Origin of the sequence: Chitinimonas sp. JJ19 (assembly GCF_036961565.1) — a bacterium.
GTDB lineage: Bacteria > Pseudomonadota > Gammaproteobacteria > Burkholderiales > Chitinimonadaceae > Chitinimonas.
Map to the genome: position 1 here is coordinate 74,295 of NZ_JBAMDD010000010.1, position 13,231 is coordinate 87,525.

At 64.9% G+C, this 13,231-nt stretch carries 11 protein-coding genes; 3 read left to right on the plus strand and 8 right to left on the minus strand.

The window, feature by feature from the left end; genetic code table 11:
• Positions 1–15: 15 nt before the first annotated feature.
• The 6 genes from V7714_RS13535 to V7714_RS13560 all read right to left on the minus strand — a co-directional run bounded on the left by V7714_RS13535 (position 16) and on the right by V7714_RS13560 (position 8,273).
• Positions 16–927 (minus strand): hypothetical protein, encoded by a 912-nt coding sequence (locus V7714_RS13535; RefSeq protein WP_335710211.1) that lies wholly within the window; start codon positions 925–927, stop codon positions 16–18.
• Between the two features lie 10 nt (positions 928–937).
• A complete protein-coding gene (locus V7714_RS13540; RefSeq protein ID WP_335710212.1) occupies positions 938–1,576 on the minus strand; it encodes an RNA polymerase sigma factor in 639 nt (212 codons plus the stop codon).
• A gap of 7 nt (positions 1,577–1,583) precedes the next feature.
• Positions 1,584–2,309, minus strand: coding sequence for a hypothetical protein (locus V7714_RS13545; RefSeq protein ID WP_335710213.1), 726 nt, complete (start codon positions 2,307–2,309; stop codon positions 1,584–1,586).
• 195 nt (positions 2,310–2,504) lie between these two features.
• Positions 2,505–4,280 (minus strand): vWA domain-containing protein, encoded by a 1,776-nt coding sequence (locus V7714_RS13550; RefSeq protein ID WP_335710214.1) that lies wholly within the window; start codon positions 4,278–4,280, stop codon positions 2,505–2,507.
• Positions 4,281–4,372: 92 nt separating this feature from the next.
• Positions 4,373–5,086: a substrate-binding periplasmic protein gene (locus V7714_RS13555; RefSeq protein WP_335710215.1), complete on the minus strand. Its 714-nt coding sequence runs from the start codon at positions 5,084–5,086 to the stop codon at positions 4,373–4,375.
• 496 nt (positions 5,087–5,582) lie between these two features.
• Positions 5,583–8,273, minus strand: coding sequence for a DUF2339 domain-containing protein (locus tag V7714_RS13560; RefSeq protein WP_335710216.1), 2,691 nt, complete (start codon positions 8,271–8,273; stop codon positions 5,583–5,585).
• Positions 8,274–8,441: 168 nt separating this feature from the next.
• Between V7714_RS13560 and V7714_RS13565 the strand changes: the two genes are divergently transcribed.
• From V7714_RS13565 to V7714_RS13575, 3 genes are read left to right on the plus strand one after another with little or no spacing between them, the layout of a single operon-like run.
• The gene (locus tag V7714_RS13565) at positions 8,442–8,942 is read left to right on the plus strand and encodes a GNAT family N-acetyltransferase (protein WP_335710217.1); all 501 of its coding nucleotides are present in this window, start codon (positions 8,442–8,444) and stop codon (positions 8,940–8,942) included.
• Between the two features lie 28 nt (positions 8,943–8,970).
• Entirely contained in the window at positions 8,971–9,642 is a 672-nt protein-coding gene (locus tag V7714_RS13570) for a response regulator transcription factor (RefSeq protein ID WP_284198228.1), read from the plus strand.
• A 13-nt stretch (positions 9,643–9,655) separates the two neighbouring features.
• Entirely contained in the window at positions 9,656–11,059 is a 1,404-nt protein-coding gene (locus V7714_RS13575; protein WP_335710218.1) for a sensor histidine kinase, read from the plus strand.
• A 43-nt stretch (positions 11,060–11,102) separates the two neighbouring features.
• On the opposite strand, the gene V7714_RS13580 is transcribed toward V7714_RS13575, so the two are convergent.
• Both V7714_RS13580 and V7714_RS13585 read right to left on the minus strand, forming a co-directional pair.
• The gene (locus V7714_RS13580; protein ID WP_335710219.1) at positions 11,103–11,903 is read right to left on the minus strand and encodes a hypothetical protein; all 801 of its coding nucleotides are present in this window, start codon (positions 11,901–11,903) and stop codon (positions 11,103–11,105) included.
• A complete protein-coding gene (locus V7714_RS13585; RefSeq protein ID WP_335710220.1) occupies positions 11,900–12,976 on the minus strand; it encodes a hypothetical protein in 1,077 nt (358 codons plus the stop codon). Before V7714_RS13585 ends, V7714_RS13580 begins: the two co-directional genes overlap by 4 nt.
• Positions 12,977–13,231 lie beyond the last annotated feature (255 nt).

The following is a 13,231-nucleotide window of genomic DNA, read 5'->3' on the forward strand; positions in this document are numbered from 1 at the left end:
TCTGGAAACCGCCAGTCAGGGCTGGCTTGCGTCCTCTAGCAGGTATCGCAGCTCCTTGGGCAGTGGGTGGTCTGGCCAGCGCTGCTGTAGCAGCCTTGCTTGCCTGCGCGCCTCATCTTCCTTCCCCACCTCCAATAGCTGGCGGATGCTGGTAATCCAGCGTTCCGGCGTGGCGTCCGGTTTGGTCGCCGGTGGCGGCATGCTTTCCAGCATCTTGCGTAGTGCCGGGGCGGTCTGCTCCTGGCTGCGGCCAGCGGCAGGCTTGGCTGCAGCAGGTGCCGGTGCGGGCATCGCCTGCGGTGCAGGTGCCGCTGGCGCCAGGGCGGGCAGACTGCGTTTGTCCTGTCGGGACATCGCGTCGCCTGCTGGCGATTCGGCTTCCCGCGCCGATTCTGGTGCGGCCAAGGCAGCCGGGGCGGCTTGCTCGGCGCTTTCCATCAAACCCGCTTCCATCGCCGGGCGCGTCTCGGCCGGCGCTGCCTGGCGAGGCTGCGCGAGGCGGTGGCGGGCTGCTGGTGCGCTGCTGGTCACCGGCTCTTCCGGTTGTGGTGGGGTGGCTGCGGCAGTGCTTGCCGATTCCAGCTTCATTTCATCCTTGCTGCTGACCGCAGCATCGGCAGACGGGGCCGCGGGCGCCGCCACAGGGGCTGACATCTCTGCGGCCAGCATGGGCTCGTCCAGCCGGGTTTCCTCGCTGTCGCGCAGTTGCAGGCTGATACCCAGGGCCAGCATCACCGTGGCGGCCAATCCCAGGGGGACGCCCCAGTTGCGGCGGGGCCGGGCAGGGAAGGGGATGACCTTGGCACCGTCTTGTACCGCACTGCGGGCCGCAGCCAGGATGGCGCTGTCCAGTGCTGGCGGCGGCAAGGGGTGCTCCAGTGCCGCGTAGGCCTGGCTCAGTGCCTTGTCGTCATCATCGGGTTTCATGGTGTCCATCTCAGCTTACCCCCGCCAGCGTGGCTTTGAGCTTGGCCACGGCGTAGCGTAGCCGGCTCTTGGCCGTTTCCATGGGCACGCCGGTCAGTGCGGCAATGTCCTCCAGGCTCATATCGGCCTGTTCGCGCAGCAGGAATACTTCACGCTGCACGGCAGGCAACGCCCGCAAGGCGGTGTCCAGCGCCTGGCCCGCCTGCTTGCCGGCCAGGCGGCTGGCGGGCTCTTGCCGGCTGTCGGCCGCTACACGGGCCAGCGGGTCCTCGTCGTCCTCATTCAGGAAGTCGCCCAACAGGGCGGGCTCCTTCAACCGTATCCGGTCTATCAGCTTGTTGCGGGCGATGCCGAACAGCCAGGTACGGAAGCTGGCCGTGGGCCGATAATCGTGCCGGGCGTTGACCACCGCCAGCCAGGTTTCCTGAAAGACATCATCCACCCAGGCCGTGCGGGGCGACTGCCGGTGCAGAAAGCCGTACAAGCCGGCCTTGTGCAGCGCATACAGGCGCTCGAACGCCACCGCCTCGCCACCGGCGTAGGCAAGCATCAAGGCGGTATCGTCATGGGCAGGCTGCATGGCAGGCGAGTGTAGCGGAATGCCGGACTCGCCGCCTGCACTGTCCACACTGGGGTGGTAGCCTTCCACTGGCTGATCAGCCCTCTTTGGCGGTGATCTTCAAGCGGGTGTAGTAGATACCGTTGCTGCCCTTGTAACCGGAGTCGGTGCCATACATCACCCACAGTTCGCCCGAGCCATTGGTGGTCAGTGACAGCGGGTTGCTGCTATTGCTCAGCAGCTTGTTGCGATAGGGGCGGTTGACGCAATCGGTGCTGTCAGTGGCGACATTACCCAGTACCCGGGTATCGCGGCCGCTGGTTTCCTGGTTGCCCTTGTCCCAGTTCATCCGCCAGTTCTTGTTGGCATCCACCAGGGCTAGTGGTTCCTGCACGCTGGCCCCCGCCTTGAGGAAGACCGACTCCCCAGGGGCGCCAATTCCGCCGGTGCAGCTTGCGCTGCCGTTGCTGGCGAACTCTGCCTCGAAGGTCAGCTTGTAGGCCTGGTTGGGCTTGAGCTTGTCGATCTTGCGCTTCACATACATCCACAGATCAGTACTGTGGTTGTTGCCGCTCATATATATGCCCCTGACCGTAAACGGCACGGGCAAGGCACGCCAGGACGATGTCAGCTCGTAGTAGGTATCCTGGCCTTGTTCAAAATCGGCAAAGCCGGATACCCAGCCCTGTGCGCTGGTATCCAGGTTGTACTCATAGGTCAGGCTGGTGCCTGGCTGCGTGGGTTCTCCTACGCCGACCTCGGTATTGCAGGCGCTGAGCAATAGCGGCACCAGGGGGAGCCACAGGTAGTTTCTTTGGCGCATGACCATTCTTCCTCTTTCTATCGATTGTTGTTGTGCAGGCCTGCCCTGCAGGCAGCTTGCGGGCTTGCTTTGGTAGCTGTCTCGCCATCTGGTTCCCGGCATGCTGCCGCTGCCAGGAAAAAGCGTAGCCTGCCGGGCTGCCTTTGCCTACGCGCATAGTGGCTGGGTGGGGCGGTGGGCAGCCGAGCCTCACTCCTATTCGGCGACCTGTGGCTGGGCCTGTGTGTCCTGCCCTGCCAGTGTTTCTGCCAGGCTGATCAGGCGCAGGAACTCCCCGCGATAGCCGTAGCGATCCTCCCCCCGTGCGCCAGCGGCCAGTGCCTTGATCTGGCCAAAGTCAAAGTTGCCCAGATGCTTACCACCCTCGGCCAGGCGCTGGCCAAAGGCGGCCACGGCGGCGGCAAAGCGTAGGTCTTCGCTGGGATGCTGGCTGATTGCATCGCGCCGCACTGGGAAGGCCAGCAACTGGCTGTCCTCTCCGTGCGCGGCCTTGTAGCGCAGGCGCAGATAGCCCAGTTCCTGATCCTTGCCGGTCAGCAGCGGTTTGTTGATGCCATAGCGAAGCGGCTCCACCGCACCGCGCTTGCCAGCCAGGGTGATTTCATACAGGGCGGTTACCCGGTGGCCGGCACCGATTTCGCCGGCATCCACCTTGTCGTTGTTGAAATCCTCGCGCTTGAGCGCGCGGTTCTCAAAACCGATCAAGCGATACTCCTGCACGTTCTGCGGGTTGAATTCCAGCTGTATCTTGACGTCGCTTGCGACGGTGGCGAGGGTGGAGGTGAACTCGTCGACCAGCACTTTCTGTGCTTCGTTCAGGGTGTCGATGTAGCTGTAGGCCCCATCGCCGGCATCGGCAATCTGCTCCATTAACTGTTCGTTGTAATTGCCGGTGCCAAAGCCCAACGATGACAGCGATACGCCGGAGCGGCGCTTTTCTTCCACCAGGTTCTTCAGGGTTTCAAAGCGGGTGATGCCGACATTGAAGTCGCCATCGGTGGCCAGCAGGATGCGATTGATGCCGCCTTTCACAAAGCCCTGCTCGGCCATCTGGTAGGCCAGCTGGATACCGGCGGCACCAGCGGTGGCGCCGCCTGCTTGCAGGCCATCGATGGCCGCCATGATCTCGCCACGCCGTGCACCGCTGGTGGGCGGCAATACCACGCGGGTGCCGCTGGCATAGGTCACCAGTGAGACCTGATCCTGCGGCCGCAACTGGCGGGTGAACAGCTTCAGCGCCTCGCGCAGCAGGGGGAGCTTGTCGGCTGAATTCATTGAGCCCGAGACATCGACCAGGAACACCAGATTGGCCGGCGGCAGTGCCTGCTTGGCGGGGTCGGCCGCCTGTATGCCTACCCGCAGCAGCAGGCTGTTCGGGTTCCAGGGCGTGGGGGCCAGTTCGGTGCTGACGGCAAAGGGGGCCTTGCCTTGGGGCAGGGGGTAGTCGTAGGGGAAGTAGTTGACTAGCTCCTCCACCCGCACGGCATCACGCGGGGGCAGTTGGCCACCGTTGAGCAGGCGCCGCACATTGCTGTAACTGCCGGTATCGACATCAATGCTGAAGGTGGAAACAGGCGATTCCGCTGCCAGGGTAATGCCATTGCGTTGCAGTGCCTGGTAACGCTCGCGGTTCTCTGGTGCTGCCGGGACATATTGCCGTACTGCTGGGGCGGCAAGGCTGTTGCCACCCATGGGCATGCGCTTGGACAGCGAGGCTTGCGGCTTGGCCAAGCCGGTGGCCCGAGCACTATCGGTGCTGGCAAGGGGGCTCACGGCAGGCGCTGCGGGGGCTTCTGCGGCTGGCAGGGGCTGCCGTGGTGGCGGTGGGGCGACGGCTTCGGCGACCTGCACGGCGTTGTCGGCCTTCGCAGCCTTGCTCCCCTCGGCCGTGGTGGCGACTTCAGGCTGGTGGGTGGAGCAGGCGGCCAGCCAGATGCTGGCCAGCAGGGCAGTCAGATGCTTGGGTGTCATGGCGATCTCCGCGTGGGTGGAATAATGCTTGAACGGCGCCATGTGCTGAAACGGGTTAAATCCTGGCAAATTATCGGCGGGTCGCCACCGCGCTACTGGTAGCGCTTGAGCAAGGCGGCCATCCTGGCCCGGCCGGGGCCCTCGCAGGCGGCCTTGAGTCTGGCCATGGCAGCCTTATCCTGCATCAGCGGAGATTTATGCGAGATGTAGATAACCACTGGCTGCACATCGATCTCCAGCCAGTGGTAGTCACGGCTTTTTAGCCCAGCCTGCTCCAGTGCGCTGATGGAGCCGGGGCGGGACACAAACGTGGCGTCCAGCCTGTCAGCCTTCAGCATGCGCAGTCCCTGTTCCACCGACTCCAGCGGATACAGGTCGGCGTCCAGCGATTTCAGCCTGTCTAGCGCACGTGTGCCGCGGGGTACGCCTACCACCATGCCGCTCAGGCGCGAGGGGGCCAACTGCTGGTAGCGCTGGTGCTTGTAGAGGACGCCTGAGCGTATCTGCCCTATCTGGCACAACTGCGCGGCAAACTTGTCGCGTTCGGCATCGGGTATCAGCACGGCGGCCACATTCTCGCCGCTTCTCAGGCCATTGATCGCCCTGACATAGGGCAGGGTAGACAGAGTAACGGTGAGGCCTGCGCGGTCAAACAGAAAGCGCAGTATCTCGGGTGAGACACCGCGCTCGGGTTGATCGGGAAAAGTCCAGGGGAAGACCGGCACCGTGTACGCCGTCAAAGGGGCCGCCTGCGCGGGCAGGCATAGCAGCAAGGCCACGACAAGGCCGATGGGCCAGGCCAGCATTGGCCGTTTGCCTGGAGATAAGGCTGAGGTGGTTGGCCGTTGATCTACTGGCAGTCGATGCATGGGGTCTGCGTGCTTTCCTGTGGCACCAGTCATCCTGCGTGGTGCTGCTGTCGTCGGTAAGGCTTGTTTGCCTGGGTGCCAGAGGGCACTGTGTGCCTCTGTATCCCGCTTTCAGCTTAGAAGGAACTTCCAGAAACCTCGCGCTCTCAGTAATGCGAGCGATGCTGTAAAAAATTTCACCTTATATATCAGATACATGCTGCATCCAATTTTTACACGCGCCGGGTCGGACTGAGAAAACAAGACCTCTGTAAGCCCCTTGGAGCCTGTGAGGCGCCTAGCCCACTAACAACACCCTTCTGGCGTTGCTGTGCGAGCTCGCCTCTCCCACGTACTGTCTGCCGCGTGCCTTCGCCCGCACGCCTAGCCAGAACCGCTACGCTGGCGTTACGCCGGGTTTTATTAGCGGCGCTTGGTAACCGAGTAGGGGATGCTAGGGCCTCTCCTTGCTGGCTTCGCCAGCCTGTGCTGGCGGCACGGGCGCAAACCAGCCCACGGCGACCAGCAGCAGACCCACACCGAGGAAGGACACCACCCTGGCCAGGCTGCCTGCGCCGGCGAGATCCACCACGAACAGCTTGAGTACCGTCACCCCCACCAGGCAGGCCCCGGTCACCCATAGCGCGCGCCAGCTGACGCGGGTGGCAGACCACATGGCGGCCAGGGCTACGCTGGTCCATAGCAGCGATAGCGCAGCCTGGTAGCCCTGGTCGGGCCATAGCGATGCCTGGCTGAAGTTCAGCCCGCCCAGATGGTGGAAGCCTCTGGCCAGCAGGCTGTTGAGCCAGGCAAACAGCAGCAGGGCCAAACCGGCCTGGATGACTGGGCGCAGCTCGGCCAGCTTGGCCGCTGGGTAGGGGCTGCGCAGCCAGCGCAGCAGGGCCAGTGCTGCCATCCACCAGCCCAGGTCCAGCGGATTGAGTAGGGGCCACCAGGCCAGTGGCTGGGCGCTGCCGCTGCTGGCCCAGGGGGCGATCAGCAGGGCGCCGGCAGTCAGGGCTGCGATGGGCAGGGGTAAGTGCCACAGGTAGTCGCGCCGATAGCGGCGTGACGGCCAGCGGGCCTGCAGCGGGGCCAGTGTCTGACACAGCAGCGCCAGGCCGAGTGCTGCCAGGCCGCCCAGCCAGATCCAGCCCGACCCACCGCCTATGCGGCTGCTGCCATCGGCCAGCACCCACACCAACCAGGCCGTCAGCAGCCAGCCTCCCATCAGGTGGGCAAGCTGCCTGCCCAGCCTGGGCAAGGTGCGCTCACGGTAGTACAGCAAACCCATGGCCAGCCCATATGCCAGGGGCCAGGCCAGCCAGCCGCCTTGTTGCAGCGGGGTGGCCTGGCGCTGTGCCGCCAGCAGCAACACCACGGCCAATGCAGGCAATAAACCCAGGCTGGGCCAGCGCAACGCCGGCCAGGCCAGCGGGCCGGACAGCAAGGTGGCCAGCAAGGCCAGGCCGGACAAGAGGGCGAGCCAGGCTACGATCAGGTGTTGGTCGGGCATGAATTGCGCCAGGCTGACACCGCCGCCAGCCAGCAATAGCAGCAAACCCCACAGCAGCAAGACCAGGTGCGGTGTGCGGGGGCTGGCGCGATAGCATACGGCGCCAGCCAGCCAGGCGGCGATGCCTACCAGGCTGGTGGCCAGCAGGCGGCCATTCCACCAGTGTACTTCCCGCTCTATCTGCGACAGCTGTGCCAGCACGATGAGGCCTGCGGCGAAAATCAACAGGTAGCCGGTCAGCTGGCTGAGCAGGCGCTGTTGGCGATGGCCCAGCCACAGCAGGCCTGCGCCTTCCAGGGCCCAACTGGCGGCTGTCCAGCGACCGTCTAGCGCCAGCGGTATGGTCAAGGTGGCAAAGCCGGTGGCCAGTATGCAGAACGATTCGGCCAGCAGCCCCATGCCGGGGCGGCTACGCAGGCTTAGCCAGAGCGCGCCGTAGACCAGGGCCATGGTGGCTGCAGACCAGGCATTGCCATGGGCGAAATCGCTGACCAGCATGACCTGCAGGCCAAAGCCGACCAAGGGCACGCCAAACACCAGGGTGGCATCGACGGGGTCGCGCACCAGCTGGCCCAATTTGGCTTCTGCCTGCCTATGCCGGGTAAAGGCGACGGCCAGCGCCACATACAGCAGCCAGAACCCCACCAGGAAAGGCTCTGTGGTGGCGAAGTGCTCATGGGTGTAGCGCAAGGTGCCCCAGCCCGCACCGATGATGAAGGTGAACAGGAAGCCCAACAGGTTCAGTCCACGCCAGGCCCGCAGGCGGGCAACCCAGGCGATGCCGAGATTGAGTACCGCATAGTAGCTGAACAGCATGACATGACTGCCCTGGCCGGTACTGGCCAGGATGGGGGCCAGAAAGCCGCCAGCCAGCCCGATGATGGCCAGTGACTGGGCCGACTGGGTAACCGCCAGTGCAGCGGAGAAGGTGGCAAGGCCCGCCAGCAGTGCGAAGGCAGCGCCTGCGGGCAGCAACTGGTGCAGGTGTAGGGCCGCGAACACGGTCAGGAAGGCAATACCCAGGCCGCCCCCCTGCAGGGCATGGGCGAACACCGGCTTGCGCTCGCGCTGGCGCCAGCCGAAGGTGATGGCAGCCGCCGCGCCGGCCATGACGGCCAGGTAGCGGCTCTCCACCGGAAAACGTACATATTGGGCGGCGTACTTGAGCAGGAAGGCCACACCTATGATCAGCAGCAGCACACCTATCTTGACGGCCGGGTTGCCAGCCATCATCCAGGCCAGCGCGCGATCAACCACGGTGGGGCCGGTCTCTACGACTGCGGCATAAGCCGGCTCGGGGAGGGCGGCGGGTGCGGGCGCCGGTGTGGTTGCCTGGGTGACAGGCTGCACCGCTGCAGGTGCTGTTGGCTGCTCGGGTAGCGCCGGGACAGTATCGATGCGGGTCTCCGGCACCGGGCTGACAACGGTCTCCTGTGGGGCGGGTGCAGACACGGCCGATGGGGACGGCGGCGCCTCTGCTTGCAGTCTGGCCTGCAGTGCCCGTATCTGTGCGCTGTGATCGCGCTCGCGACCGAGTAACCAGCCCAGCAAGCCACCCAGCAGCCAGCCGCTGTCGTGCCATATCACGGCGCCGATGACCAACCCGACGAACAAGCCCAACCATGCCATAGATGCTCCTTGAGGTCTGTTCACCCCAGGCGACGAGGCGAAAAGACATTGAACAGGCTCTTAAGTGTGGCCTTATCTTGGTCGAGCGGAGAGTGGTGTGCAAGCAACATGGCGTCTGGGCGGGCGGCGGCATAGAATCCGCTACCGTCCGTCGCGTTTTTCCATCCCATGTTGATACGCCAGCTTGTTCCTGCCGATCTGGACCTGTTCCGGGCTTTGCGCCTGGCAGGCTTGCGCGAGTGCCCGGCGGCTTTTGCTGCCAGCCTGGAGGAGGAAGCCGAACTGCCACCGGGCCAGATGGGCGAATGGCTGCAGGCCGGCCCACACGGCTGGATACTGGGTGCTTTCGACGGAGATGCGCTGGTCGGCGTGGTAGGTTTGGGCAGGGAGCGCATGCGCAAGCTGCAGCACAAGGCCGTGGTGTGGGGCATGTATGTGGCGGCCAGCCATCGGCGTCGCGGTGTGGCGCTGGCCTTGCTGCAGTCACTCAAGCAGCAGGCTGCCGGGATGGCTGGGCTGCGGCAACTGAACCTTGGGGTGCATACCCGCAATGCGCCAGCGCTGGCGCTGTATGCAGCATTGGGTTTTACCGTTTATGGCACCGAGACCCATTGCATGCAGGTGGATGGCGCATGGCACGACGAATATCTGATGGCTTGCACACTGTGAGCCGCATGGACCAAGCAGGCGACCCCTTATGAAATTGCTATTAGCCGAAGACGATGCCGTATTGGCCGATGCCCTGCTGACCAGCCTGGCACGCCTGGGTTTTGCTGCGGAGCATGTGAGCAACGGCCTGGTGGCCGAGCAAAGGCTGCTGGCTGCCGACTACGATGCCGTGATCCTGGATCTGGGCCTGCCTGGCCAGGGTGGCCTGGCGGTGTTGCGCAAGGTGAGGGCGCAGAAGCCCGGCCTGCCCATCTTGATACTGACGGCGCTGGACGGGCTGGAAGACAGGGTGGCCGGGCTGGATGCCGGTGCAGACGACTACCTGGCCAAGCCCTTTGAGTTTGTTGAACTGGAGGCGCGTTTGCGAGCGCTGCTGCGCCGTAGCAAGGCGGCGGGCAGCCCCCGCGATGAGGCGCGGTTTGGCCGGCTACGGCTGGACCGGGCCGGGCAGCGGGCCTGGGCCGATGATCAGCCGCTGGATCTGTCGGCCCGGGAGTTGGCCGTGCTGGATGTGCTGCTGAGCAATGCCGACCGGGTGGTGACCAAGGAGCAGATTGCCGCCGAACTGAGCGGCGACGAGCTGGGTGCCAATGCCATCGAGGTTTATGTGCACCGCCTGCGCAAGAAGATAGAGCCGGCCGGCGTGGGGGTGAGGGCCGTACGGGGCCTGGGCTATCTGCTGGAAGCACGGCCGCTGTAGGCGGCTTGGTGCCATGAGCAAACCACGCAAGCTCTCGCTGCACCGGCAACTACTGATCTGGCTGCTGGCGCCGCAGTTGCTGCTGTGGCTGGCGGCGGCATTTGTGTCGTACTCGGTGGCGCTGCGCTATGCCGATGAGGTGATAGACCGCAGCTTGGTGCAATCCAGCCGCGCCTTGGCACGTCAGGTGAAACCGCTGGGCGAGGGGCTGTATATCGATTTTCCCCGCGCTGCCCGCGAGATACTGGAAGAAGACCCCAGCGACCGCCTGTATTACATGGTCAGCACGCCGCCCGGTGAATTCATCCTGGGTGAGAAGGATATCCCGCCCACCCCGCGTGAGCTGGCGCGCGAGGTGGGCAAGCCCTATTTTTACGACGGCGTCTTGCGTGGCCGTGTGGTGCGGGTGGCCGCCTTATACCTGCGCATAGGCACCGAGGAGCGGCCCCAGACCATGCTGGTGCAGGTGGCCAAGAGCACGGCGCTGCGTACCCAACTGCAGCGGGATATCCTGATTGATACCGCCCTGCCACTGGCCTTGCTGCTGGTGTTGACCAGTGTGCTGGTGTGGGCCGGTATCAGCCGTGGCCTGTCGCCCTTGCGGCATCTCCGCCGGCTGGTGGAGAAGCATTCACCGCGTGAGCTGAGTGCGCTGGAAGTGGAGAACGCCCCGGCCGAGGTGCGGGCATTGGCGCGGGCCATCAACAGCTTGCTGGAAGAGGTGCACGGCCAGGTGGCGGCGCAGCGGCGGTTTATCGCTGATGCCGCGCATCAGCTGCGTACGCCCCTGGCGGGCTTGAAGTCCCAGTCCGAACTGGTGCGCGGCGAGTTGAACCAGGCCGAGCCTGACCGCGCTGCCCTGTTGCAGCGCCTGGCGCAGATCGAGACCAGCGTGGCTCGCGCCATCCGGCTGGTCAACCAGTTGCTGGCCCTGGCCCGGGCCGAACCCGATGCGGCGTTACCATTGGCGCCGCTGGATCTGGTCCGGCTGGCCCGTGAGGTCACCATGGAGGCCGTACCCAGGGCGCTGGCAAGGCAGATAGACCTGGGGCTGGATGATGCGCCGGCCAAGCTGCTGATCAGTGGTCATGACGGTCTGCTGCGGGAACTCTTGGGCAACCTGATCGACAACGCCATCCAGTATTGCCCAGCAGGCAGCGAAATCGGCGTCAGGGTAGTGGACGAAGGTGCCCATGCCGTTCTGGCGGTTTACGACAATGGGCCCGGGATTGCCGAAGCTGAGCGTGGCCGGGTGTTCGAGCGTTTCTATCGCGGTGCCATGGAAGGGCAGGGCAAGGGCTGCGGTTTGGGCTTGGCCATCGTGCAGGAGATTGCCCGCCGCCATCATGCCCAGGTGCTGCTGCAGGACAATCTGCCCCATGGCCTGCGTGTGGTGGTTCGGTTCCGGCTGACTTAGCGCCTGTTTGGAACTCAGGCTTTTTTGTTGGGTTGTGACGGTGCTAGGCGCGTTTGCCCAGTTTGGCTTTGACGGAGACACCGGTCGGTAGCGGGAAGCGTGCTCGCAGCCAGCGACCCAGCGCGGTTTGCTGGCGTAGCTGTTCCAGCTCGGCCAGCCTGTTGCTGGTAAACGGTGGGCTGTCGGCTGGGCTGCGCAGCTCCAGCAGCCGCAGCTTGCAGCCTTGGGCCAGGGGGCGGCCCAGGGTGGCCGCCATCCACAGCAGTAGCAGATTGCCCAGGAGGGCCAGCCAATGCAAGCCGCTGCCTTGCTCCAGCCAGGGGCGCAGGATGTGGTAAAGCGGGACCGACGCTGCTGGGGCGATCAGCCAACTGGCCTTGCTGCGTTGTGCAGGGGTGGCGCTGGCCTGCAGCTGGCGGCTGTCCAGCTTGATCTGGGTGCCGGGCCAGGCCAGGGTCTTGGTGTCTGGACTGGGCCAGGGCGCTTTGCGCCACTCCAGCAGGGCTATACTGCCCAGCACGATCAGGTAGGCCGCCAGCAGGGCCAGCCAGGTCAGGCCGGCCTGTGCCTGGCCCAAGGCCAGTGTTGCCAGGCAGAAGGAGAGGGGCAGCATGAACAACAGGGCGTGCAGGCTGCTGATGATGGCTGCCCGGCTGCCGAACAGCGACAGATAGCAGACCGCCAGCCCATCCAGCAGGAAGTAAAACCCCAGGACGGCAAAGGCCGCCAAGGCCCAGCGCCAGTCGGCCTGTGCCCATACGGCCAGGCTGGCCGGCACGGCCAGCAGCCAGCCGTGCCAGGCTTTGCCTAGCAGCAGCGGCAGGGATGCCGGCGGGTGGGTCATCGCTTGACGCCGAGCACCGAGGCGGCGGCGTTGCCAGCGGCTTCATCGCCGCCGTAGCGGCTCCAGGCGGCTTGCACGGCGACCCCGGCAACCAGGCTTAGGGCAAACACCGGCCAGCCAAACGGCGTGAGCAGCAGCAGGCCCCGTGCCGCCATCATGCCTACCGCCATGGCAGTACCTGTGCCAGCGGCTACACCCAGCACGTTGCCACTCTGGCTCTTGGCCGAGCGCACGGCGAAGCCACGCCAGTCCACCGCCAGGCCATCGGCCGTGCGGCTGGTGCTGTCGTAAAAATCAAAGGCGGCCGTGGGGCCAAAGGCCAGGACGCCGCCACCCACCTTGCTGCCGGCGGCACGCAGCAGCATGCTGGATTGCGCGCGGGAGTCCGCTACACCATCGGCCAGGGCCTGCAGGCGGCGCATGTCATGGGCGCTGCTGCGCATGCTGGCAAACGACTGGGTGGCGCGCCCGCCAAAGGCCGCCGTGGGGATCTGGTGCAGCACCTGCACCGGCAGGTTGCTGACCTTGACCCGTATCTGGGCGCCGCGCCGCAACTGGCCGTTGGCACCGATGCGGTGGGCGTAGATGGTGATATTGGGGCTGAGCCGTATCGACTGCACGCCACCGGCCCGCAGCCGGGCAAAGCCTTGGGCGGCATGGCGGGCCCAGTAGGCCCGCAGGCTGCTTTCAACCACGCCATGGATATTGCCTGCGATATTTCCCGGCCCGATCAGGGAGTCTTTCAACGGGCCATACCAGGCGTTGAAGCTGGCATTGGCCTGCTCTGGCGTCATCGGCTTGTCGGGCAGGTTCTGGGTGCTGGCGACCAGCAGCACTGCCGTCTCTGGATCAGTCTGCACCAGGGTGGGCAGCAGCGCGGCCAGCACGGGCTTATCGAGGGCGAAGTCGCCGTCATAAGGCATGGCGTACTCATCGAACTGGTAGCGGCTGCAGGAGCGAGAAGCGCTGCCGTAGGCCATGCCGGGTTCGATGACTGCTTGCGGGCGCAGGGCATGTGCCTGCTTGAATACGACGGATTCGGCGTGGGTGCGGGGCTTGGTGATGAAGGGCATCGAATGGCTAAGGATATCGGTTCAGTTATATGTCATAAATTTTACCACTGAGACGCAGCTGACTGCTTGGTACCAATACCAGTGCGTGGTACCGGATTGCGGCTGCGGGCGGTAAGCGGGCTGGGGGGCGACCGATGGTGTAACAAAACTAAGATATTGCCCAGTTGGCTATGGCTAAGTGTATCCCGTACCACAGTCGGCCTTGCCCCGATGCTGTGCTGCGATCGCCTTGAAATGAGGCGCCGGCTTGGGCTT